This is a genomic window from Embleya australiensis (assembly GCF_051903075.1).
Classification (GTDB): Bacteria; Actinomycetota; Actinomycetes; order Streptomycetales; family Streptomycetaceae; genus Embleya.
Genome location: NZ_CP182422.1, coordinates 77,084 through 100,427, shown reverse-complemented (window position 1 = coordinate 100,427; position 23,344 = coordinate 77,084). Strand labels below are relative to the sequence as shown.

Sequence of the window (23,344 nt, the reverse complement as noted above, 5' to 3'; positions counted from 1 at the left end):
GTTGGCCGAAGAGCACCTGGGAGAATAGTTGAGCGCGTAGTGCTCCACGGCCGCCTCGGCGAGATCGACGAGGGCCCGCGACGCGCGCGTGTCGTCGGCGACCGACCGCACCGTGCGGTCACCACCACACCGACCGGGTCACTCATCGGCCCCATTCGATCGGCGCGGTCGTCCGGTTACGGGCCCGGCTCGCCGCGCACCACCGCACCGGCCGGAGTGTGGTCACGTCGCGGGTGTGCGTGGGGTCTCGGTCGGCGGGGCCGAGCGTCGGGCCCGGTAGCCGGTGGACCGGCGCTCACCTCGGGATGCCGGTCCGATCGGGCGCGGATCCACCCGCTCGCACCCGGAAGATTCCCGATCCCATGTCCTCGGAACTGACGAGAATCGCAGCGGCGATGACGCGGTTCGGCCACCATGTCTCTTGGTTCCATCGCATCCAGGCGGCCACCTGCACCCACTCGGCGTCGGCCAGGTTCGTCCCGAGCAGGTCCGCGCGGGTCAGGTCCGCGCGGGCCAGATTCATGCGGGCCAGGCTCGCCTTGACCAGATTCCGGCCGGCGTCGTTCGGGGGGCGAGGATCCGACAACGCTGCAGCCGGGGACACGGCGTCGGTCGGTGGGGTCGAGTCACCGGAGCGGCGTGCGATGGCGTCGGCGGTGGCGTTGATCGCATCCGTGGGGGCGTCGGGGGCGGAGAGCAGGAGCAGACCGCGCTGGACCGCGGCCTGTCGGCGGGTCTCGTCGTCGTCCACCATGGTCTCCAGGGTAGGTCGGGCTCAGCTGCGCCGGCGGCAGATCAGGCAAAGGTGGCCGGCGTTGAAGTCGAGGGCGAGCAGGAAGTCCTGGGCCGCGTGTTCGGCCCGGTGCAGACGCGTGTCGAGAGTCGAGCCCGGTTCGGGAGCCGAGTTGCCCAAGATGTGGCGCACGAGGCGGATCCAGTGCTGCTCGGCGAGGCCCCAATCGGGTTCGGCGCCCCCGCCGGGAGTATTGACATGACAGTGGAGGAGGCCGAAATCCATGACCGCCTTCCCCATGGCACCGCCCCTGCGATGCAGATCGTGCAGGGAGATCACGACGCGCCACCGTCCGAACCCGGGGCCGGAGCGGGTGACACAGGCGGCCGGGACAACGTGCGCGCTCGCTCAGGACATGAGCCATATCGCGGGCCTGGTGCGTTTGGATCTGCGCGGTAATCAGATACCCGGCGGTACCGCCCACGAACGCCGGGATCGCCCCCCACCCCACGATCGACAACGGCCACGCACACCACGACGGATCCGCTGCTGCGGGAGAGGCGATCCCCACCAACACCTCGTACGCCCGCGCCCACCCCAGCAACACCCCGTTGAGCACATACAGACCGGCGCAACCGGCCAGGAGCGGCCCGGCCCGGACCGGCAGCCAGAACCGCATCCGGGGCAACGCGCGCCGCCGCGCCCACCACGCGACCAACCACCGGCGGCGCCCCGGCGGCGGCGGAGGCGGCGTCACGGGATCGGGGGAAGCCACCCATCCACGCTATGCGGTGATCCGGGCGCACCATGTGAGAATCGGCAAACATCCCTGGGAAGAGGCGGCCCGAGCCGGCGCCGACCTCATGCGCCGTCTCCAATCACCGGGCGAACCGGAGCACCGCAGGTCGCGGGGTCGGCTCATACTCGCAGCGTGGACACGTTGCTTCCACCGCTCCTGTGCGAGGTGTCGACCTGCGGTACGGCATGATCCGAGAAGAGTGTTGCGATCTCGTTGAGGCGGCGCGATGGAGCACGGTTTCCCGGTGTTGTCGCGTTGCGGTCGTTCGAATGTTGTCTCCGCGGCCGGTCGGTCGCCGAAGCGAGAACGCGCGCCCCGGCGAAGGTGCTGTCGGCTGCACCCAAGCGTCGGGATCCCGGTCGTGGCACACACGTCGAACCCTGCCGCGGGCCCGGCCATCCACGCCGGTCGACGTCCGTCTCGCATGCCGCCCGGCGTCGCAGGCCCGACGCACTGCGAACGTTCGCCCACCCCGACCCACGGCTCGCTCCGCGGTTGCGCGGGATCGCCGGCGCGGCCGGGTCAGGTGCGCGCCGGCGCTTCACGTGCTCCACGCACCCGGAGCGGAGACGACCCCAGAGCAAGCCGCGAGACCGGACACGCCCACCGCTGCGCCGCGAGGGTCGTTGTTGTGGTTCACGCGTTCGGGAGCGGCCGGCTACATTTCCCAGCGCCGTTCGGGCCGTTCGGCCCAGGCCGATCGCCGTTCGGGTTCGACGGTGATGCCGAAGCCGTAGCCGTGGACTTGGTGTTCGTCCTGCCATTGCAGGGCGGCGTCGACCCCTGCGGGATTCCCACCGGTCTGCCTACCGAGCGGCATGCCGCCACGTTCGACGAGGCCGAGCTCCGCCCCGGGCTGCCGTGGGGCGGCCCGGTCAGGTGATGGCGCAGCGAGTGGCGAGTGCGCGGAGTTCGGGTGTGGTGCGTCCGCCGACGAGGAGTCCGGTGACGAGGGCGCGGACGGCGGGTCGGGTGTGGGTTTCCTCGGGGGAGCAGCGCTCGGCGTGCAGCAGTGCGTGCAGGCTTTGGTCGCGGCGTCCCCAGTGGGTGTAGGCGGTGGCGATGTCGGTGTAGTAGCGGCAGCGGCGCTCCACGGTGGGCAGGGTCGCGGGTGCGATGGTGCGGGCGGCGGTGATGGCCGCACCGGGGTCGCCTGCGGCGTTCTCGGCGGAGATGCGGTGCAGGGCGACGGTGGCGGGTCCGAAGCCGCCACCGTGGTCGCGGAGCATGACCCCGCCCAGGCCGGCGGCGATGGCGGCCGCCTCGTCGGTGAGTTCACGCATGCCGTCCCGATCCCCGGCCCGCGCGGCGGTGTACGCGGCGGATTGGACCAGCAGTCCTCGTTCCGCGGCGAAGCGCGGGGAGGGGCCTTGGAGGGTGGGGTGGTCGGCGGCGTCGAGGGCGATGCGCATGGCTTGCTCGTGCCATCCGGCCTTGCGGGCGAGGACGGCCAGGTTGCGGGCGGCCTCCGCCGCGACCAGTGGACTGTTCCCGGCGTGGGCGGTGGCGCGGGCGCGGTCGGCGGCCATCCACCCCAACTGGACGTCGTCCAGCTTGATCAGCATGCGCGTGGTCAGTACATAGACCTCCGCGAGCAGCGCCTGGTGTTCGGCGCTCGCGCTGTCGTCGGCGAGGGCGTAGCCGGCCGCGACCAGGCGCGGCAGGCGTTCCGCGAGCGCGTGGTAGTGGCCGGCGTGATAGTCGCCCATGGCCACGGCCAAGGCACCCCGCACCCGCGCCGTGGTGGTCGTCGGCGGCACGGCGTCCAGACCGAGCATCGCATCGCGCACCCGCGCCACCAGGACATCGCCCGACGCCGGCGTCCGCGCACCGCCGGCCCCGACGAGGGGCAGGGACGCGGTGGCCGCCAGGTTCGCCAACAGGCGTCGTCTGCGCACGTTCTCGCCCTCTCGTGGGTCTTCCCGCACCACAATAGGACCCGGCAACCCCGGAAACGATTCCCTCGCCGCCTGTCGCGGCCCCGGTATCGCCGGTGTCGGCGCGAGGCCGAAGTCCTCGACCGACAACTCCAGCGCGTGGGCGAACCGCCGGATGACCGTGACGTCCGTCAACGGCGCGAGGCCGCGTTCGTATCGGGAGACCTGGGCGGCGGAGTACCCGGCCCGGCGGCCGAGTTCGGCGAGCGTCCACGCCCGCGCCAACCGAGCCTGCCGTACCCGCATGCCCGAACCCGCACCCTGCCGCTGTTGCCTGACGGTGGCCACGAACGACCTCCTCGCCTGCCGGTGCGCGAACTCCCAGTGATAGCACCCGCAGACCCCCGCGCTGAACCGCTTTGCACAATATGCAAAGGGTTTGCGTCATGCGTTCCCGGTCGGGACGCCGGGGCCCGGTTCGAGGCGTGATGGGACCGCGCGGTACCGCACTTCCCGGGCCGCGCCCGAGGCGGTCACAGCCGTCCGGCCCACGGCGAAGGAGCGACCATGCGCACCCCGATCTCGCCCTGTCCCGACGAAAGCCTCACCCCCGCCTACTACATCGACCCCCGGCAGGTCACGCACCGCCACATCGCCGACCTGCTGGCCGGCTGCGCCACCGTGTTCGACGTCAAGCCGGCCATCACCGCCGACCTGGACCACCTCACCGCCACCGTCGCCGACACCGCCGACGTCCACCCCGACGCGCGCCTGAGCGGCGCGGTCCGCGTCGAGACCGGCGCGCGGGTCGAGGCCGGCGCCATGATCGCGGGTCCCGTGCTGATCTGCGCCGGAGCCGTGATCGGGTCCGGCGCGGTGATCCGCGACCACAGCGTGATCGGCCCGAACTGTCGGATCGCGGGCGGCGCGGAGATCACCCGCAGCCTCCTGGCGGGCGGTGTGCTGATGGTGCATCACGCGTTCGTCGGGGACTCGATCCTCGGTCACGGAGTCAACGTCGGCGCGTTCTGCACCACCACCGGGATGCGTGTCACCGGCCCGGTGACCGAGCCCGCCACGACCGAGATCACCCTCGTCCTCGACGACACGCGCATCGGCACCGGTCAGACGAAGTTCGGCGCGGTGATCGGCGACGGCGTCGCCCTCCCCGCCGCAACGGTCCTCAGCCCCGCCACCCTCATCGGCCCCGGCACGGTGATCCTTCCCCGCAACCACGTCGGCGGCGTCCTGCCGCGCGGCAGCCGAATCAGGTGACCCCGTGACCACAACACACCCCGCCACCAAGGCGACCGAGACAGCGGACGTCCTGCGGATCACCGGCGGCACCCCGCTCACCGGCACCGCCACCATCCAGGGCGGCAAGAACATCGCCCTCCACCTCTACGCCGCGGCCCTGGCCTGCGACGGACCCACCGTCCTGCGCAACGCCCCCGGCATCGTCGACTCCGACGTGTGCGCCGCGATCCTGCGCCACACCGGCGCCGAAGCCGACCACACCGACGGGGAGTTTCGTGTCACCCCGACCGGCCGCCCGACTCCGGAGATCCACGCCGTCCTGGGCGGCCGTGTCCGCATCAGCACCATCCTGGGTGCCGCGATCCTGGCCCGCGCCGGCCGCGTGAGCATGCCCCGGCCGGGCGGGGACGCGTTCTGCCCGCGCCTGATCGACCGCCACCTCGCCGCGATGACCGAGGCCGGCGCCACCGTCACCGACGACGGCCACACCATCCGCGCCTTCCTCGACCCACGCGGCCTGCGGCCGTTCCGGGTCGACGTCAACACGCCCTACGGCCCCAGCATGGGCGCCACCGTCACCGCCCTGCTGCTCGCCGCCCGTACCCTCCGCAGCAGCCTGATCACGCACCCGAGCATCGAAGCCGAAGTCGTCCACACCGCCGCGTTCCTCGCTGCCGCCGGCGCGAGCATCCACTGGGCCGACGACGGCCTGCACGTCACCGGCACCGACCGCCTCACCGGCGGAACCCACACGATCCCCGGCGACCGGATCGAGGCCGCCACCTGGGCGATGGCCTGCGCCGCCACCGGCGGCCACGTCCTCCTCGACGGCATCACCCCGGCCGACCTCCCCACCTGCTTGACCGCCCCCCTGCGCGAGGCCGGGCTGACCCTCACGGACCTGCACCACGCCGTCGCCGTCCTGGCCCCCGACCGGCTCCTCCCGGTCACCACGACTACGGCTCCGCACCCGGGCCTGCCCACCGACACCCAGCCCCAACTCACCGCCATGCTCACCCAGGCCCACGGCGCCTCCACGATTACCGAGGCGATCTACCCCCGCCGCGACACCCACGTGACCGGGCTGCGCGCGTTCGGCGCCGACGTCACCACCAGCGGCCCCCACATCCGCGTGCGCGGACCCGTGCGACTCCACCCCGCCGACGTGCACGGCGACGACATCCGCGCCGCCACCGCCCACCTCATCGCCGCCCTGACGGCGGACGGGACGTCTACGCTCCGGGGCATGCATCACCTGCGGCGCGGCTACCAACGGCTCCTGCCGACCCTCGCCGCTCTCGGAGCCCACGCCACCCTCACCACCCCGGAGAGCCCCCACCCATGAGCCCGACGCCGTTCACCCGCACCGACATCCAAACCCTGCGCGACGCCCTCGAGACCCTCGTCACCACCGGTGGCAGCCCCGGCGGCGTCATCGTCTGCGGGACCCGGTCGGACGAGCGGCACACAATCACCGCCGGCGTCGTCGCACCCGAATGCGGCGACGCCCCACCCACCGAACACACCGCCTACGACGCCGCGTCCCTCACCAAAGTCATCGCTACCTGGCCGCTGATCGGCCGCGCCCTCGACACCGGACTCCTCGACCTCGACACCCCGGTACGCGCCTACCTGCCCCCGATCACCGGCGAGGCCCCCGGCGCCGACGCCACCATCCGCCAACTCCTCACCCACACCAGCGGACTGCGCGCCGAAACCCGCCTGGACCGCTACCGCGGCAATCCCGCACCGCTCGCCGAACTCCTGTGCCGCGAACCCCTCGACGAGCCCCCGGGCCGCCACCGCTACCTCAACCGCGGCTTCATCCTCCTCGGCCTCGCCCTCACCCACGTCCACCGGCGACCACTACACGAACTCGCCACCGAACTGTGGACCGACCTCGACATGACCACCACCACCTACGGCCCCCTCACCCGCAGCCCACACGTGGCACCCACCGAACAACGCCTCGCGGGGGCACCGCGGATCTGGGGCGGCGTCCACGACGACAACGCCGCCCTCCTCGGCGGCACCGCCGGCCACGCCGGCACCTTCACCACAGCGACCGACCTCGCCGGCTACGCGCAACACCTCCTCGACCCCGAACACCCCCTCCACACCTGGCTCACCACCTCCCGCGCACCCCACGCCCCGGTCGAACCCGGCCTGGACCGAGGATTCGCCTGGCTCGTCGCCCAAGACGGCGCCGTCTACCACCACGGCTGGACCGGCACGAGCCTCTTCCTCGCCCCCACCACGGGCCGCTACATCGCGATCTGCACCAACGCCGTCTATCACGGACCCCCGAGCCCGCGCCTCGCCCCGCTGCGCACCCTCGCCCGCAAAACCCTCACCACCACCTGACCCCCCACCACCCGGAGGCTCACCATGGGTGACCTTCTCGCCGACCACACCACCCTGCGCCTCGGCGGCCCCGCCGACCGACTCCTCGTCCACACCGACCCCACCGCCTGGCCCGACCTCCTCGAGGAACTGCCCTACCGCCCGTGGGTGTTGGGTGGTGGCAGCAACGTCCTGGCGCCCGACGCCGGACACCGCGGAACCGTCGTGGTCATGGCCACCCGAGGCAGCCACCGCCGCACCGTCTTCGCGTCGCACCCCGCCCGAGCGGCCGCCCGCGGCACACGCAGACCTTCCCAGTTCAGCGCGACGATCCGGGCGCGAAGAATCCAGTCGGCAGGCGCGTGACGAGCCCCGGCCAGCCTCAGGATCCTCTTCTTCTCGTCCTCGTCCACGGGTTGACGGGCCATCAGAAACTTCGGCATCACACTCGCCCCCGAGCAGCCGAAACACCACTGTTTGACCACTACTTACCCGCCCAAAGCGGAACTTGGCACTAGGCCCCGTCCGGCGGAGCTTTGGCGGGGCCGCGCCGCCCAGCACCGCGCGCGCCTCGCCGCACCGGAGAAACAGCTGCTTCGCCGGCACGCCGAGGCACGGCACCGGACGACGTGGCCTGATCAGCGGCAGGCCGTGCACCTCGCCGACCGGCAGTGTGTCGTCGTGTCGACCTTCGGGTCATCCGCCGTGCGTGCCGGTGTCACGAGCTCTCGGGCATGGGCCAAAGGAAGTTCGCGCCTTCGGGAGCGGGCGCCGCCGGCACAGGATCTGCCCCTCGGCGCCCGGCTGCGGGGCCGGCTCAGGCGGCCTGCATGCCGCCGTCGACGGAGAGGACCACTCCTGTGACGTAGGAGGCGCGGCCGCTCAGCAGCCAGGCGGCGGCCTCGGCGATCTCGCTGGGTTCGGCCGCGCGACGCAGCGGGGTGCGCGCGGTGAGCCGGTCGACGACACCCGGGGTCTGCGCTTCCCAGTCCTGAATCATCTCGGTGAGTGTGGTGCCGGGGGCGATGGCGTTGACGCGGATGCCCTCGGGTCCGTAGGTGACGGCGGCGGACTCGGTGAGGCTGTTGACAGCCCGCTTCATCGCACCGTAGGCGGGCAGTGCGGGGTTACCCGCCAGGCTGCCGACCGAGGACGTGTTGACGATGGCACCCGTGCCGGCGGTGGTCCGAATAGCGGCGACCTGGGCGGCCATGGCCAGCCAGACGCCCTTGAGGTTCACCCGGTAGACATGATCGAAGTCTGCCTCCGGTGTCTGGTCCAGAGGGCCGGGCCGGTGGCCGGCCCCCGCGTTGTTGAAGGCGGCGTCGAGCCGGCCATACACCTCCAGGGCGCGTTGCACGCCGGCGCGCACGCTCGCCGGGTCGGCCAGGTCGCACACCACGTATTCCGCAGTGCCGCCCGCCGCCCGGATCTCCTCGTTCACCGTCTTCAACTGGGTCTCCGTGCGGGCCGCGAGCAGCACCTTTGCGCCTTCGCGGGCGAACAGCCGCGCCGCCGCGGCGCCGATGCCGCGACCGGCACCGCTGACGAAGACGACCTTGCCGGCCAGCAGGCCCACAGCGGCAGAGGTGGGGATGTCGGTGGTGGGTGAGTTGTTCATGGCAGTCAGCCTGCACCCGGGCGCCATGCTCATCCAGGAACCGGTGGTACCTGGATCAACTTGGCGGCCGGACGCACACTGGGGCGATGGACAGACAAGAACTGGCCGGGTTCCTGCGTAGCAGGCGCGAACGGATCACCCCTGCCGACGTGGGGCTTCCCACCGGGCCGCGCCGCCGCACCCCGGGGCTGCGCCGCGAGGAAGTGGCACAGTTGGCGTTCATCTCGACGGAGTACTACGCGCGGCTGGAACAGGCCCGCGCCCCGCGTCCCTCGCGTGAGGTCCTGTCCGGGCTGGCCCGCGCCCTGGGTCTGTCGGATACCGAGCGTAACCACCTGCACTACCTGGCCGGCGCCCCACCCGCTCCGCCACAGGGCCCCTCGCGCGAGGTACGGTCGAGCGTCCAGGACCTGTTGCACCGGCTGCCGCACGCGGCGGCGCTCGTGCTCTCCGCGACCTACGAGGTGCTCGCCCACAACGACCTGGCGGCCGCTCTCCTGGAGGACTTCTCCGTCCTGTCCCGGCGCGACCGTAACCTCATCCGCCGCGCCTTCCTCGTCCCGCCGGCGCCGCAGGAGCGGCAGTGGTACGGCCTCGCCGACCGCGAGAAGTTCGGCCGCGCCGCGGTCCAGCACCTGCGGGCGGCCTCCGCCCGCTACCCGGAAGACGGTGCGACGGCTGCGCTGGTGCGAGAACTGCTGGCCGGCAGTGCGGAATTCGCCCGGCTGTGGGCCATACACGAGGTGTCGGCCGAGCCCATGCTGGTCAAGACCTTCCACCATCGCATGGTCGGTCCCATCACCGTCAACTGCGACATCCTGGACCTGACCGACCGGGACCAGCGCGTCGTGATCTACACGGCCGAACCCGGCTCGCCCGCGGAGGAGGCACTGCGGCTGCTGTCGGTGATCGGCACACAGCCCATGTACATACCCGGCTGAACGGTCCCACCCATCACCCGCGCTGCTTGCCCGAACCCGCAGCGAAGCGGCGTGATTTGCGAGAACGCCGCCGGCCTCGACACCGCCTCCCAAGCGACAGCCCCCGGGCCACGCGAACCTCGGGCCTGTGGCGCCGCTGGGTCGTGGGGCCGGCGACCGTGCGCAGTGTGAGTGCCACCCGGGAGTCGGGGCTCAGCACGGGTGGCAGCACAGCAGCAGGGGACTCCCGCCCGGTCGCCGCCGGGCCTTTGGATCGCAACCGGATCACCCGGACGCTGGAACGAACCTGTGCGGCGCCGGCTCCCATGCTGCCCTTCACGAGTTCGTCGCGGAACTCACCGCTGCCTGCCCTGAGATCGTGCGCGGCGGGGCCATGTGACGGCACCGTTTTACGACGGTGCCGTCGCTCGCGTCGGGCGTGATCAGCGCGAGGTCCTGCGGCGGGCGTAGACGAGGGATCCGAAGCCGATGGCGACCGAACCAGCCGCGGCACCGGCCAGGATCAGCCCGGACTGCGATCCACTCCCGCCGGTCCGGGCGAGTTCGGGGCTCACTGGTGCCGGGGCCTGTTCCGGCGCCACCGACTCGGACTCGCGTACCGGTGCCGCGGCGGGCTTCGGCGGGGTGAGTGAGGACGGCTCTGTTCGGGGCTTCGACGATCCCGCGGTGGGAGTCCCCGGGGTGGGCCGGGTGTGCGCGTCGTGTCCGCCGCTCGCCGCAGCGGTGGTGGGGGAGGACTCGCCGGCGGGTGCGGGGACGGAACTGCCACCACCGTCGAAGACCACGTCCGAGCAGGAGTAGAACGCCTCGCCGCTGTCGGAGCGTTGCCAGATGACGTAGATCAGGTGACGGCCGGACCTCGCCGGCAGGCGGCCCTGAACCACGTAGGCGCCGTTTTCGAGCGAGGGGTCGGTCGCGGTCACGAACGGTGCCGCTTCCAGGTCGGACCAGCGGAGGGGTTTGGTGATGTCGAAGCCGTTCTTGGTGATGTAGTACTCGAACGTGCCCTTGTGGGGCGCGGTGGCCTTGTAGCGGAACGTGTACGACTTCCCGGAGGGCAGGTTGGCCGTCGGCCAGTCGGTGCGCGGGAGATCGAGACCGGCGTACTGGGGGTTGTTCGCGCTGCACAGTTTGCCGTCGGGAATGATCTGCCGATGCCTGCCCGCGGCATCGGCGATGTTGACCGCGTTCGGGTCGTAGAACGGGGCGGGGTTGTTGCCCACCGCGGCCTTGGCGGCGCGGCACGCCGAGAGTCGGAAGTTCTCCGGATTCTCGCCCCCCTGGGTCGAACACAACTGGATACGACTCGGAGGATTCAGCGACGTGCCGTGCGCGAAGGCCGTTCCCGTTCCTATTCCTGAGAAAGCGAGCGCGAGTATGAACGAAAACGCTGCCAGAATTTGCACCGGATGCTTCTTCACCGACGGTTGTCCTTCGTTCGCGTGGGTTCGGGTGCTGCGTCGGAACCTAACATCGACGAGTGATTCGAAGAAAGGATCCCGAAGAAATCGGTCCGATCCCGAGCAGCGTTTATGTGGGAGATGAGTCGCACTTAAGGAAGGCGCGTTGTGGGTACACCCGGCGCGTAGACGGGGTTCCGGCCACCCTCGATGGCATTTGTTTCGCCATTCGCGATGCACGCCGGGATCACGGACATTGTCGACGGATGTGTCGGGATCTCCCGGCGTCCCCGCCCCGGCGGAATTCCCGGGTGATCCGTCGGCCGAAGGCATCGGGAGCGCGCCTGCCTCGGCGGCTCGCTCGGGTCAGGTCGGTGCCTGGAGCTTCACGCCCACACCGCGCACGGTGTGCACGTAGCGGGGTCGCCGGGCCGTTTCGCCGAGCTTGCGCCGCAGCCAGGACAGATGCACGTCGATGGTCTGGTCGTCGCCCTGGGCGTGGCCCCACACCTGCGCGAGGATGTCACGGCGGGTCACCACCGCCCCCACCTGGGACGCGAGGCACGCCAACAGGTCAAACTCGCGCCGGGTCAGGTCCACCGTCCTGCCGTCGAACACCACCTCACGGCGCGGGACATCGATGCGCAACGCACCGCAGACGAATACCTCGCGAGCGTCGCGGCGCCTGTCGTAGCGTCTCATCACCGCCGACATCCGTGCCCGGAGGTGCTCTCCCGAGAACGGTTTCGTCACATAATCGTCGGCGCCGGCATTGAGCAATCGGATGATTTCCGCCTCGTCGTCACGACCGGTCGCGACGATGACCGGGACATCGGATATGCCGCGCAACATCTTCAGCGCCTCACCACCGTCGAGATCCGGCAATCCCAGGTCGAGAATGACCACATCGAAGGATTGCCGGGAAATTTCACGCAGGGCATCCAGGGCGGTTCCCACGCTGCGGACCCCATGAGCTTCCTGCGTGATGAACCGAATCAGAGCGGAACGTACAAGATGATCGTCTTCGACCAAGAGTACCTGAGCCATGACCGGAGACCATAGTCCTTCGGCGTCCCCGTGGAGATCGGGAATCGAAACCCTGCGGGAAATCAAGGCCGGAAAAGCGGCGGAATGAAACCTGAAGATACTGCCGGCCTGTGCCGCAGGCCCGTTCGGTATCGCCGTCGGCCGCGACCTCACGGCACCCGGGCCCCGCGAGCGTCCTCGAAGCGGGCGCCGCCCGCGGAGTGGTGGTCGGCGCGCCCCGCGGCCGCAGGGCGATCCGGGGCAACCGGCGCGCTCGGTGCGGGAACGCCGGCGAGGGCGACGATCAACGCGCTCGTGACCGTCAGCGAGAGGGCGGTGGCCATGCGACGAGGAGTCATGGGTTCCTTGAACGAAGGAGCGAAGGGGCCGTGCCGGCGCGTGTGGGCGCCGACCACGCGGGAGTTGCTCGGCCCATGGCGATACGCGGTGCCGTGGCCGCTAGGGCGTGTCTTCAATCTCCCGCCGAGCTCCACGACGCCCGGCACCGCACCTCGCCGCCCCGGAGAAACAGGCGAATAGAACCACTATGCACCTGCTTCTCCGGCACGCCGATGCACGGCACCGAACGCCGCGGAGCCCGACGGGAGATTGAAGACACCCCCTACGCGTCGAAGACTTCGGCGTGGACCTGCCCACGTGGCACCCCGGCGCGGCGCAGGACTCGCAGGGTTGCGCGCGTCATGTCCGGCGAGCCGCACAGGTACACGTCGTGCTCGCCGATGTCGGGTACGAGTCGGCGCAGTCGCGCGGACGTGACGGGGTTGTCGGGCCCGCGCGAGGAGCCCAGTAGGTAGTGGACGTGGCACGAGCGGCGCCACGCGATCTGTTCCAGTTCCTCCCGGAGCGCGAGTTGGGCGGAGTCGGTCGCGCGGTAGAGCAGCGTGATGTCGCCCGGTTCGCCAGGCAGCGTTTCGAACAGGGCACGCATCGGGGTGATCCCGATGCCTCCCGCGATCAGCAGTACCTTGCGGCGCGTGCGGCGTCGGGCGGTCATCGCGCCGAAGGGGCCCGTGGCGAGCACCCGGGTGCCCGGCCGCAGGCGTTTGACGCGTCGGGTGTGATCCCCGACGACCTTGACCGTGATACGCAGGGTGTCGTCGCGCACCGGCGCCGAGACCGAGAAGGGCAGCGACGTCCAGCACAGTCGACGGGTCAGGAATCGCCAACGAAAGAACTGACCCGAGGCGGCGTCCAGGGACGCGAGCCCGCGGCCGGTCATGAGCACCGAGACGATGTCCGGGGTCTCGTCGTAGACGCGCACCACGCGGATGTCGTGTCGACGCAGCGCACGAAGCGGGACGACAACCCGGTACCACACCAGCAACACCGCGACCTGGACGTGGAGGAAGGTCCACAACCACGCGAGGACCGGCGCTCCGCCGAGGTCGGGGCCCGCGGGCTGATGGAAGAAGGCGATCGCTGTCCCGACGTAGGTGAGCAGATGGACCCGAAGCCAGCTCTCGTGGCTCACCCGGGTGCGCACCGCGCGCGCGGAGAACACCGCGACCGCGACCAGGAGCGCGCAGCCGAACGTGGCGGCGGCGAGCGCGGGATAGCCGAGAATGTCGAGCAGCCCGTCGACGGGCCCCATGTGGTTGTGGGCGTTGTGGGCCCACCAGGCGAGTCCGACGTGGGCGAGCATCAGCGGGATGACCGTGCGCCCGCCGCGCGCGTGCCAACGCGCCAGTGCGTCCGCGCCGATGCCGTGTTCGACCGCCGGTATACGCGTCATCAGGAGCAGCATCGCCAACATGCCCAGACCCGCGAGCAGCCCCGTCAGGTGCGCCGCGGTCGCCAAGAGGACGGCGAGGCGCGTGCTGGGTCGGATCTGTGCGGCCCATATGCCGAAGGTCGTCCCGCCGACGAACAACAGGGTGAACTGCACGGCAGGTGGGGAGATTCGCGGTGGGGCCACGGTTCGGTGCGTGCCCGCCCCCGTCCTGTGCCCCTCGGTCCCGAGCGTGGGGTGGTCTTCGGCGCGAACGGGCAGTCGTGGAGGCGCCGCAGGCGTTGCCAAGTTCGGGGAATGGGCAGGGGGAGCCTGCGGTGACGGTGTCGCTGCCGTGCGCGGGACGACGGGAGGCTCGCTCGGTGTCCACGGCACGCTGCGTGCGTGTGCGGGTACGGATGCCACTGGGAGGTTGTCGGTCGAAGTGGACGTGGACGTGGACGCGGGCGGGAACGGGGACGCGGACGGCGAGGGGGACAGGGATACGGGTGGCACCACCGGTCCGCGGGAGGACACCGGTGCCACCAGGGGTGGTGTCTTCCCGGTTGTGAGCGGACCAGGTGCGAGTCGTGTGGGCACTGCGGCTTCCGGGGAAGTGTCGGGGGGGACCGCGCGGCGGCGTCGGCCTTCGGGGCGTGACGCCGCGTTGTGAATACCGTCGGGGCGAGGGTGCTGTGCGGCGGTGTGCGGCATAGGCGGGAAAATAGCGGTGAACCGAAGATTTGTCAGGGCGAAAAGCCCGACCGAGACGGTACTTAAGATCGACTTATGATTTCCTTGACGTCAGTTTGAGAGACCTGCTCCGGCCTACTGCCGAAGACAATGCCCGGGTCGGTAAAGGAGCACCTGCCCCGCGTGATCGTGTACCCGCTTCGTCGTGAACGACCGGGGGCTCGGACGTCGCGCGGACGGTGTCTGCCGGCCGGCGGATCCGTCGTGGGCCGACCCTTGGGACCCGGTTCCACAGGTTGCCTCGACCCCCCCCCGAACGCGGGATAAGGGACGGGTACTTCGTCTCCGCGAGTGCCGGTGCGTACATCTGTGCGACCCCGTCGGATGCAGCCCGACCCTGGACGCTCGCCGCCTGCTCGCCGCCCGTTCCCGCGCTCGCGTCGATGGTCGTCGGCAAGCGGAAAAGGTTCGTTCGCATACCTCGGGAAGAATTTTCCATGACTGACGAGGCCCCCAGTCGTCGAACAGTCTCGAGAATTGTTCGATCCATGCTTCCGCCCGGACCGCCGGGAGCGGGGCCACATCCAGCGAAGACGCGCCGAAGGGAATTCCGCAAAAGCGGATCGGATGGCTGTGTGAATCGTCGGGGACCGGACGGATCACGGTCAGTGGACCGTGTACCCCAGGAGCAGCGTCCAGTGGGGAACACCCATTGCGTCAATGTGGACCCCCGCTCCGACGCGTGTCCAGCGCGGGTCCAAGATGTTCGCCCGGTGTTGCGGGCTGTGCATCCACAGCGCGAGGACGGCCTCGGGGGAGGTCCGGCCGAAGGCGAGGCTCGCGCCGCCGATCCCGGCGGTCCGCGGCAGGCCGCTGCGAGTCCACGGCCCGATATTCCATCGGTCCCGCGCACTGGCGCGAGTGTCGTCCGCATACCTCGGCGTGGCCGCGTCCCGGCTCATCGTGTCCGCGACGCGCACCAGTTCGGGGTCCGTTGCGAGCGGGCGGAGTCCGGCGGCCTCGCGTTGCCCGTTGACCATGCGCAGGACGGTGCTCGCGAACGTCGACCCGGCCGGCGGTGGTGCCGGTGCTTCCCTGGCCGGCGGTTTGGCCGGGGGCGGGGCTGCGGCGGGTTGCGTGGCGGCTTTGATCGGCTCGGCACGGGCGGTCGGGCGGGTGGCGGGCGGAGGCGTCCGAGGGGCCACGGGCGCGTCGGAGTTCGCCGACGAAGCGGGTGGTACGGGCGGGATGAGCGACACGGAGGTGGCCGGGGACCCGTCCGCGGCGGGTGCCGCTTCGACGACGGCGTGCCGTGGAGTGGTCGCCCGGTTGACGACGGTGACACTGACACCCAAGGCCAACACGCTCGCACCCACGGCGTATGCCATACCCCGTTGCGCGCCGAGCGGTGCGGCCCCGGTCTGTGGCCACGTCGGGCGCCGGTGGCTCCCGGTTCTGCCCCGACGGCGATGCTCTCCCACGTTCGGTCCTTCCTCAAGTCTCGAGCGCCCCCGGGGTATACGGGCGTTGTGGATATCCAGCAGGCTCACGTCCGGTCGGCGCCGATGGCTCCTCGGCCGTCAGCGGGCGCGGTGGACGTGGTCGTACCGGCTTCCAGGGCACGGACCACGATGCGCGGCGCCGCAAGGCGTTGTCGGTGCCGGCGGCGTGGTGGACCGGCGTCGACGACGGTGCCCGGCACGGTGACCGGGGGTGAACCGAAGAGGCGGCCGCGCTGCGCTTTGGCGTGGGCGTCGGGGAGGTCGTCGTCACGGTTGTCGGCGTAGCTGCCCCGGCGGGCGGGCTGTGTGGCGGGCTGGGCATGGATGGCTGCGGTCGTCGCGACGTGCGCCGCGGGTGGCTGCCGGCGGGCGAGTTCGGCCGTCGGTTGTGGTGGGCCGTCGGCCGGTTGCAGCAGCCGCTCGGCCAGGTGCGCGGCCTGGCCGCAGTCCTCGGCGAGTTGCCGCAGGATGCGATTGGCCTCGGGCCACAACACGCCCGCCGGGTCCTCGACGAGATGGGTCAGGATCCGCGCTGTCCGGTCGAGCGGGGCACGTAGCTCGTGGTCGAGGACCGCGGCCAGCCGGTCGCGGCGAACTTCGGCCGCATGCATGGCGGACCGATCGGTGAAGGCCACGACCGCGCCGACGAGGTGGCCCTCGTCGGTCATCGGGACGGTGCTGAGCAGGACCGGGTGCCACGTGTCGTCTCGGCCCCACAACACCGCGCCCAGGTCGTGGTGGCTGCGTCCCCACCGCAGAGTGTCGGTCAGCGGCGACTCCTCCGGGGGCAGGGGGCTGCCGTCCTCGGTGGAGTGCAGTGCCAGGGCCAGGAGTTCGCGACCGCGGAGTTCGCTCGCGGGGCGTCCCAGCAGGCGTGTGGCCGCCGGGTTGGCGAGCACGATCCGGCCGCGCATGTCCACCCCGACGATGCCTTCGGCGGTGGCCCGCAGGATCAGCTTTGTCTGCCGGTTCAGGCGCCGGCAGGCGCGCTCCGCGGCGAGCTGCGACGTCAGGTCGGTGACGGTGACCATCAGGAAGTCGCGGTCGTCGTGGTCGAGACCGTGCGGGGCGGGCCCGGCCGGCGGGGACATCGGCGATGCCGGTTCGTCGTCGAGGTCGGCTCGGCGCACGAGGCGGATCGCGACTTCGGCGGTGAACTCGAAGCCGTCGGTGCACCGTACGGTCATTCGCGTCGGCCCGTCGTCCCGGTCGTCGTCGCGGGCGACGCCGCCCGGAGTACGGCCGAGGTCGAACTGCGGGAGTATGTCCAAAACCCCGCGGCCCAGGAGGTGGGTCGTGGGTGCCTGCAGACCGTCGACGGCGGCCGTGTTGGCGCCGACGACGGTTCCGTTGCGGTCCACGAGCAGGACCGGTTGGGGGAAGGCGTCGGTGATGCGCGGCAAGCGTGCGGTGCGACGGGCGAGCGCGCCGCAGGTGACGGGCGGGACCGGGTCGGTCGTGGTCGGCGGTGTCCAGGCGGGGGTGTGCGGCCCCACGGGTGCAAGGTCTGCGTAGTTCACTGTGACGCCAATCTCGGAGTCGGAGGCGAGGTGGATGCCGCGACGTGGTCCTGCGAGCGGGACCGGGGCGGGCGGCCTCGGCCGCCCTGCCCCGGTCCGGTCAGCGTCGCCGTGCCATCACGTCCGGCGACGGCGCCGGGCGGCTGCGAAGACGCCCGCGCCGCCCGCGAGGGCGACCGCGGCCGTTGCGGACACGGCGAGGACGGTTGCGTGCGAACCACCGGTCTCGGCCAGCGACTTGCCGTCGCCGGGCGTGTTCGGGCCGGCCGCCTCCGGCGGCGTGGCGCCCGGAGACTCCGCAGACGGGGCCGGCCGGTCGGGTAGGCCCGGTTGCTCGGACGTACCCGGCCGGGAGGGCTGCGGGACGGACGCGGACGGCGGGGGAGGCGCGGGGAGTTCGGGCTTGCAGGCGAAGGCCGGCGTGCCGCTCCACGGATAGTTGTGGCTTTCGTTGCCCGTCCCGTGCATTCTTACGTTCCCACCGACGTACAGACGGCCGTTGGTACTTGCCGTCAGGTCCGCCGATGCCCTGGGGGCGAGGATCGACCCGATGAAGTTGCCGCCGCCGCCCAGGGTCAGGGACGCGGATTCGCGGAAGTTGTACAGGATACGCGAAGCGGCCTGGCCGTATTTGGGTGACGAATAGATATCGACGCGTTCCCCGTTGAATCCGACGGACATCGGTGAAATGGAAATTCCCGTTGTGCCGGTCACATTCACCAGGACCGAGGAGTTCTCCGGGATCGCCTCGAATACGAACGAAGAGGCCCCGCTGATATCTGCGGCGGATATTCCGAAAACCTGGATGTTCCCGACGCTCGCCGCGGTGCTCTTGAACGTCACCGTCGCGCCCGAGCGGATCGCCGTGCCGGTCTGCCCGAGTGCGCCGAGCGATGCGGACTCGTCCTGCAGGGTCCGGTCGAAGCCGCCGTATGGCTCGATCGCGCGGGCGGGCCCCATCTGCGCCGGGGCGGCGCCGCCGTTGGTCTCCAACACGCCGATGGTGTTCAAGGAGCCGCCGATCCGTACCGAACCACCGTATTTCGGTCCTGCGATGAGCCCCGAGCCGACGTCGACCGTCGTACCCTTGGCGATCGAGAGATCACCACCGACGGCCAGCATGACGTTGCCGGCGGTCGGCAGGATGCCCGAACCGGCACCGACACGGCCCACATTGAACACGCCGCCCGAACTCTTCGCGAACGTCGCCCGCCCCTTGACCACCAACAGGCCCTCGGCTTCTGCGGCCGCACCGTCGGCCGTGTAGTCGCCGCCCGCGAAAAGCGCCACATTGTTGTCGGTGAAACGCGGCGAATTCCCTATCGCCGGCATTTCTCCGGAGGTCGGACAGGACGCCGACCGGCCGTCCGACTTTTCTGCGTAACCGGGTCCAGCGCCGATCAGACCGAGAGCGGCCGCTGCGGCGACGGCCGCGGTGACGCCCGCCATGTTCTTTCCATTGATTCTCACGACGCGAAAGATTAGCAGCCTCTGCCGCAAATGAAGTCGCACATCCGGTGGTTCATGATTAATATCGGCCTAGTGTCGCCTTAAAAGAATCTCAAGAACATCGCCGGCGGGTGCGGGAGTGTTCCCGCACGGCGCGGCATCGACCCGTGCATTGGGACATGCCCCCCGCAGATGGGCACCGGCACCATTCGAGTTCGATGGCTTTCGATGGGGTCGCGCCGGGGGCGCACGCCGCACGCACCGCGGTACACACGCCGTACACGAGGCGGCAGCCGGGCCCGGCGGCACGAGGCGCGGTCGGGCGGCAGGAAGGAGCGGACGTACCCGCCTATTCCTCGTGGGTGGAGACCACGGGCGGGTGGTCGTTCCAGGTGACGAAAATGGAGGACGTGTGCCCGTCCTTGGTGAAGTCCACCCGGATCCACTCGGCGCTGTTCCACACCTTCGCGGCCCAGTTCGGCGCAGGGGTCGCGGCGATGAGCGATGCCGACGTGGCGCCGATCTCGAAGGACGCCCGTCCGCCGAGGACCTGGTAGGTCCCTGGCGTCGCGTTCGCGTCGGAGGGACTCTTCGTCGGTGTCGGGGACTTCGACGGCGGACGGGTGGATGCGGGCGGCGGGACCGCCACCACCTTCTTGCCGGTCGGGCTCGGTGCTGCGGGGCGTTCCGACGACTGGGGCAGCGCTTGGGCAGACGGGCTGTGTTGCGGCGCGGCGGGGAAGAGGGGCCGTTCGAAGACGGTGTCGCGCAGCACCGCGCGCACTCCCCACCAGGCGAGCGCGGTCACGATCGCGGTCGTCGTCACCCAGAGCGCCAGGGAGGCGGCGGCCCGGCGGGCGCGCCGCATCGTCGTCTCCCGGACGGCGCCGGGTGCCTGGGGGCGCGGACGCGCGGGAGCGACGGAGCCTCGGGGACGGGCGTGGGCTCGGCGCCCCGGGGCCGGGCGCGCGGACGGGATGTTGACGGCGATTTGTGGACCTCGCACTTTCGCCCGACCACGTGGACGGAACGGTGTTTTCCCGGCACGGGAACCTGCGTCGGGCCGCCACCGTAGCGACCTGCCCGAACGCGCGTCCTTAAGAGGTGTTGAGCCGCCCCTTAACGTCCGCTCAAAGATCACGGCGGCCACACGAGGAGCACCTCCCACCGCCTCCCCGGGCCTGGCCCGCCGGCGGCGGTGTTCCTCCGGCCCGCCGCGTCGAAACCTGTAGGCGAACGCTCCCGGGTTCGGCCCTGTTGTGGCGTGGGCGCCCGGTGACGACGGCGAACGACTCGGCGGTGTCCGCCCGTGACCGGGAGTGGAACCACTCGATGGTCGCCGACGCGATGGCATGTCACACAAGCTTTCGTGTACCCGCGTCCTCGGCGGAGTCGTTGATGAGTACCGTGGCTGCGGGCCGTCGCAACTCTCGTGCCCCCGCGAGCAGCCGGTGCGCGAAACGTGCGAAGGGCGGCGCGAACGGCGGACGACCGTCGAGAGCACAGTGTCGAACTCGCCGACCGGGTGTCAGAGCGGATCTCAGAGGGCGCCTCTTTCATGTTGATTCGCCCCTGGAAGCCGTTGACGTCTGCGATGCGGGCGACGACTCGGACGTTGATGCCGAGTTCGGCGGCATGTTGGACGACCTTGGTGCGGAAGCCGGTGTCGGCCCGGGCTGCTGCGAGTTGGGGGCGGGCGGCCTCGGCCCGGTCGAACAGGCGGATGCCGATGGCGTTGTCCGAGGCGCCGGACCCCGTCATCGCAGGCGCCCTGGGTGAACCTCAGGCGCACTGCCGCCCTGCCTCGCAGCGCTTCGGTCGACCGTCCGGGGAGACCGGATCTCCACCCGAAAACAGCCGTCGACATCTTGTATACAATTAGTCTACAGTTGGCATACCGCTCTTGCTCGCAGCGCTGCGGCGACTGACGAGGTTGATGGGCCGCCACCTTCCATGGTCCACACCGCCATCGGCGCCACCTGCGGTCGCGACCACCCGGGGCTGCACATCCGCCGGACTGTCCGCACATCGAGTCGAGCCGGCGGCAGCGCTGCGGCCCCTTCGACCTCCCTGAGGCACACGCCCCGTAACGGCGGCGCCACCCGACCCCACGCACCGAACCCTCGGAAGGAGTCGTCCGTGTCGACGACCGCCCTCGCTGTCACCCTCACCACGCCCGACGGCGTGCCGGTGCCACTGCGGAACGCCACCGTGGTGGTGGCCGGGTATGCCGGCCGCGACCAAGGCGAAGTCAAGGCGCACATCGATGAATTGGCGGCCATCGGCATCGCGCCGCCGCCCGAGGTGCCGATGTTCTATCCCATGCCCCCGGGCCTGCTGACCACCGCCCACCGAGCCCCGGCCTCCTCGACCTCCTCCGGCGAAGTCGAGCCCCTGATCGTGCGCCAAGGCAGCCGCTTCTACCTGGGCGTGGCCTCGGACCACACCGACCGCGAGATCGAGAGGGTCGACATCCTCGCCTCGAAACAGGCCTGCCCCAAGCCGATCAGCCCGATCGTCGTCCCATTCGACCCGGACACCTTCGACTGGGACGGCTGCACCCTCGCCAGCACCGCCCAGGGGGCCCCGTACCAGAACGGCAGCCTCGCCCAGCTACTGCACCCCGCCGACCTGCTGGCTCGCATGACCGAGCGCGGCTTGGTCACGAACGACCAGGACGTCGTGATCATCGGCGGCACGGTGCCGCTCCTGCACGGCCGGTTCGCCTTTGCCACCTTCTGGGGCATCGAGCTGACCACCCCCGACGGCATCACCATCCGCCACGAGTACACGACCAACTGAGGAGAGCTCCGATGCGAACCGGAGCCGAGTACCTGTCCAGCCTCAACGACGGCCGGCAGGTCTACCTGGATGGCCAGGCCGTCGAGAACGTCACCGAGCACCCCGCCTTCGCCGGCGTCGCCCGCACGGTGGCCGCCATGTTCGACGTGGCCGCCGGCCCCGAGCGCGGCATGCAGACCACCCGAGCGGACGGCACCGTCATCAACAAGGCGCTCTCCGCCCCGGCCGGCCGTCAGGAACTGGCCGAGCGCCGCCAGGCCATCGAAACCTGGGCCGAGGTCTCCCACAGCTGGATCGGGCGCAGCCCCGACCACCACCAGCAGTACGAGATGTTCTACGCCGGCGCGCCGTTCCTGGCCTGCGGGTCCCCGACAGGTTCGCGGTGCGCCGCACCGTGGGGCACTTCGTCACCGGCGTCGCCGTGGTCACCACCCTCGAGGACGGTACCCCGCAGGGTATGACCATCAACTCCCTGACCTCCATCAGCCTGGAACCGCCGATCCTGATGGTCTCCCTCGGGCACGGCTCCCGTACCGGGAACGCCATCGAGTCGTGCGGCAGCTTCGGGATCTCCATCCTGTCGTCGCGCCAGGAGCACGTGGCGAGGGTCTTCTCCCGACCGGGACAGGACCACTTCGCCGGCGGCGACTTCGACGTGACCGACACCGGGATATCCCTGATCAAGGACTCCCTGGCCCAAGCGGAGTGCACCGTCCACCAGGCCGTCACCATCGGCGACCACCGGGTCGTTTTTGGCGAGGTCACCGGCGCCTGGGACCGCCAAGGCGCCGCGCTCGCCTTCGACGCCGGGCACTTCGGGGAGTTCTTCGGCTTCGGGCGCGACCCGATGCCCTGGACGTTCCGACCGACCGGCCCCGCTCCGTGGGACTGCCCGACCCTCTGGGCAGCCTCACGGAGCGGGCACCCACCGAACGAATACGATCTCACCCATGAATCAGGCGGACACCGCGGATACCGGGACCGGGCAGGCTCTCTCCACCCGGGACAAGGTCCTGGCGCACCTGCGCGAGAACGTCCTGACCGACCCCAAGGTCCAGGACACCTTTCTCAGCGAGCAGGCCATTGCCGACGCCGTCGGCGTCTCGCGGACCCCCGTGCGCGAGGCGTTGATCGTCCTCGCCTCCGAGGACCTGGTGCGACTCCTGCCCAAGCGCGGCGTCTACGTCCCCGCTATGACCGCTCGCGAGCTGACCGAACTGTTCGAGATCCGAGGCCTCTTGGAGAGGAACGCCGCGCAGACGATCACTTCCCGCCCCGGAGCCGACCTTACCGAGCTGCGCCAACACCTCGCCCGCCAGCGACGGCTCGCCGACAGCAGCCCGCACACCCCTGAGCAGGCCCGCGAGTTCATCGCGACCGACCGGGAGTTCCACCAGGCGCTGGTCGCCCTGGCCGGCAACCGCCTCGCCACCCGCACCTACACCAGCCTGCGCGACCGCCAGACCCGCGCCGGCCTCCTGGCCGTCCAGGAACGCGAATCCCGGTGGCACGAGGTCTGCGACGAACACGCCCTGATCGTGCAGGCCCTCGAAGACGGTGACGCCCAGGCCGCTGCGACCGCCATCGACCACCACTTGAACTCCACCCTGGTCACCCTCCAGCCCCACTAGAACCCCCGGGAGCACCCGGGC

Annotated in this window: 21 protein-coding genes and 2 pseudogenes; 8 read left to right on the top strand and 15 right to left on the bottom strand. The window is 70.8% G+C overall.

The features are described 5' to 3' along the window. Positions 1-295 precede the first annotated feature (295 nt). The 5 genes and pseudogenes from ACMXN5_RS00415 to ACMXN5_RS00395 form a co-directional block, all read right to left on the bottom strand. Complete coding sequence (locus ACMXN5_RS00415; protein WP_439673419.1) at positions 296-754, bottom strand: pentapeptide repeat-containing protein; 459 nt, start codon at positions 752-754, stop codon at positions 296-298. A 21-nt stretch (positions 755-775) separates the two neighbouring features. After that, positions 776-1,072, bottom strand: a complete 297-nt coding sequence (locus ACMXN5_RS00410; RefSeq protein WP_439673418.1) for a hypothetical protein — start codon at positions 1,070-1,072, stop codon at positions 776-778. Between the two features lie 73 nt (positions 1,073-1,145). Continuing rightward, positions 1,146-1,412, bottom strand: a pseudogene (locus ACMXN5_RS00405) (DUF6313 family protein); the annotation flags it as partial. 778 nt (positions 1,413-2,190) lie between these two features. Next, positions 2,191-2,352, bottom strand: coding sequence for a hypothetical protein (locus tag ACMXN5_RS00400; protein WP_439673417.1), 162 nt, complete (start codon positions 2,350-2,352; stop codon positions 2,191-2,193). 55 nt (positions 2,353-2,407) lie between these two features. Then, positions 2,408-3,757, bottom strand: coding sequence for a helix-turn-helix domain-containing protein (locus tag ACMXN5_RS00395; protein WP_439673416.1), 1,350 nt, complete (start codon positions 3,755-3,757; stop codon positions 2,408-2,410). A gap of 219 nt (positions 3,758-3,976) precedes the next feature. Here ACMXN5_RS00395 and ACMXN5_RS00390 point away from each other — a divergent pair, with 219 nt between their 5' ends. Genes ACMXN5_RS00390 through ACMXN5_RS00380 form a run of 3 tightly spaced genes read left to right on the top strand, consistent with a single transcriptional unit; the run spans position 3,977 to position 7,030 of the window. After that, a complete protein-coding gene (locus ACMXN5_RS00390; RefSeq protein WP_439673415.1) occupies positions 3,977-4,684 on the top strand; it encodes a hypothetical protein in 708 nt (235 codons plus the stop codon). A gap of 4 nt (positions 4,685-4,688) precedes the next feature. Next, a complete protein-coding gene (locus ACMXN5_RS00385) occupies positions 4,689-6,011 on the top strand; it encodes a UDP-N-acetylglucosamine 1-carboxyvinyltransferase (protein ID WP_439673414.1) in 1,323 nt (440 codons plus the stop codon). Beyond that, positions 6,008-7,030: a serine hydrolase domain-containing protein gene (locus tag ACMXN5_RS00380; RefSeq protein WP_439673413.1), complete on the top strand. Its 1,023-nt coding sequence runs from the start codon at positions 6,008-6,010 to the stop codon at positions 7,028-7,030. The genes ACMXN5_RS00385 and ACMXN5_RS00380 overlap by 4 nt, the downstream gene beginning before the upstream one ends. 134 nt (positions 7,031-7,164) lie before the next feature. Here the strand turns inward: ACMXN5_RS00380 and ACMXN5_RS00375 are convergent, their stop codons facing one another. Beyond that, complete coding sequence (locus ACMXN5_RS00375) at positions 7,165-7,437, bottom strand: helix-turn-helix domain-containing protein (protein WP_439677923.1); 273 nt, start codon at positions 7,435-7,437, stop codon at positions 7,165-7,167. 389 nt (positions 7,438-7,826) lie between these two features. Then, the gene (locus ACMXN5_RS00370; protein ID WP_439673412.1) at positions 7,827-8,630 is read right to left on the bottom strand and encodes an SDR family NAD(P)-dependent oxidoreductase; all 804 of its coding nucleotides are present in this window, start codon (positions 8,628-8,630) and stop codon (positions 7,827-7,829) included. Between the two features lie 86 nt (positions 8,631-8,716). Between ACMXN5_RS00370 and ACMXN5_RS00365 the strand changes: the two genes are divergently transcribed. Further along, positions 8,717-9,571 (top strand): helix-turn-helix transcriptional regulator, encoded by an 855-nt coding sequence (locus ACMXN5_RS00365; protein ID WP_439673411.1) that lies wholly within the window; start codon positions 8,717-8,719, stop codon positions 9,569-9,571. 422 nt (positions 9,572-9,993) lie between these two features. On the opposite strand, the gene ACMXN5_RS00360 is transcribed toward ACMXN5_RS00365, so the two are convergent. The 8 genes from ACMXN5_RS00360 to ACMXN5_RS00325 form a co-directional block, all read right to left on the bottom strand. Continuing rightward, a complete protein-coding gene (locus ACMXN5_RS00360) occupies positions 9,994-10,977 on the bottom strand; it encodes a lytic polysaccharide monooxygenase auxiliary activity family 9 protein (protein ID WP_439673410.1) in 984 nt (327 codons plus the stop codon). A gap of 360 nt (positions 10,978-11,337) precedes the next feature. Continuing rightward, entirely contained in the window at positions 11,338-12,018 is a 681-nt protein-coding gene (locus ACMXN5_RS00355) for a response regulator transcription factor (protein WP_439673409.1), read from the bottom strand. A 149-nt stretch (positions 12,019-12,167) separates the two neighbouring features. Further along, positions 12,168-12,356, bottom strand: a complete 189-nt coding sequence (locus tag ACMXN5_RS00350; RefSeq protein WP_439673408.1) for a hypothetical protein — start codon at positions 12,354-12,356, stop codon at positions 12,168-12,170. Positions 12,357-12,619: 263 nt separating this feature from the next. After that, positions 12,620-13,933, bottom strand: a complete 1,314-nt coding sequence (locus ACMXN5_RS00345; protein ID WP_439673407.1) for a ferredoxin reductase family protein — start codon at positions 13,931-13,933, stop codon at positions 12,620-12,622. A 1,151-nt stretch (positions 13,934-15,084) separates the two neighbouring features. Then, positions 15,085-15,459 (bottom strand): CAP domain-containing protein, encoded by a 375-nt coding sequence (locus tag ACMXN5_RS00340; RefSeq protein ID WP_439673406.1) that lies wholly within the window; start codon positions 15,457-15,459, stop codon positions 15,085-15,087. 506 nt (positions 15,460-15,965) lie between these two features. Next, positions 15,966-17,417: a PAS domain-containing protein gene (locus ACMXN5_RS00335; RefSeq protein ID WP_439673405.1), complete on the bottom strand. Its 1,452-nt coding sequence runs from the start codon at positions 17,415-17,417 to the stop codon at positions 15,966-15,968. 141 nt (positions 17,418-17,558) lie between these two features. Further along, positions 17,559-18,890 carry a choice-of-anchor A family protein gene (locus ACMXN5_RS00330; RefSeq protein ID WP_439673404.1) on the bottom strand — a complete coding sequence of 444 codons (1,332 nt, stop codon included), beginning with the start codon at positions 18,888-18,890 and terminating at the stop codon, positions 17,559-17,561. Between the two features lie 349 nt (positions 18,891-19,239). Further along, positions 19,240-19,758 (bottom strand): hypothetical protein, encoded by a 519-nt coding sequence (locus tag ACMXN5_RS00325; RefSeq protein WP_439673403.1) that lies wholly within the window; start codon positions 19,756-19,758, stop codon positions 19,240-19,242. Between the two features lie 1,271 nt (positions 19,759-21,029). Here ACMXN5_RS00325 and ACMXN5_RS00320 point away from each other — a divergent pair. The 4 genes and pseudogenes from ACMXN5_RS00320 to ACMXN5_RS00305 all read left to right on the top strand — a co-directional run bounded on the left by ACMXN5_RS00320 (position 21,030) and on the right by ACMXN5_RS00305 (position 23,323). Further along, entirely contained in the window at positions 21,030-21,692 is a 663-nt protein-coding gene (locus ACMXN5_RS00320; protein WP_439673402.1) for a DUF2848 family protein, read from the top strand. 11 nt (positions 21,693-21,703) lie between these two features. After that, positions 21,704-22,153, top strand: coding sequence for a 4-hydroxyphenylacetate 3-hydroxylase N-terminal domain-containing protein (locus tag ACMXN5_RS00315; protein WP_439673401.1), 450 nt, complete (start codon positions 21,704-21,706; stop codon positions 22,151-22,153). Next, positions 22,150-22,452: pseudogene (locus tag ACMXN5_RS00310) on the top strand (flavin reductase family protein); the annotation flags it as partial. The gene ACMXN5_RS00315 and the pseudogene ACMXN5_RS00310, both read left to right, overlap by 4 nt. A 190-nt stretch (positions 22,453-22,642) precedes the next feature. Next, on the top strand, positions 22,643-23,323 hold the full coding sequence (locus ACMXN5_RS00305) for a GntR family transcriptional regulator (protein ID WP_439673400.1): 681 nt from the start codon (positions 22,643-22,645) through the stop codon (positions 23,321-23,323). The last annotated feature ends 21 nt before the right edge of the window (positions 23,324-23,344 follow it).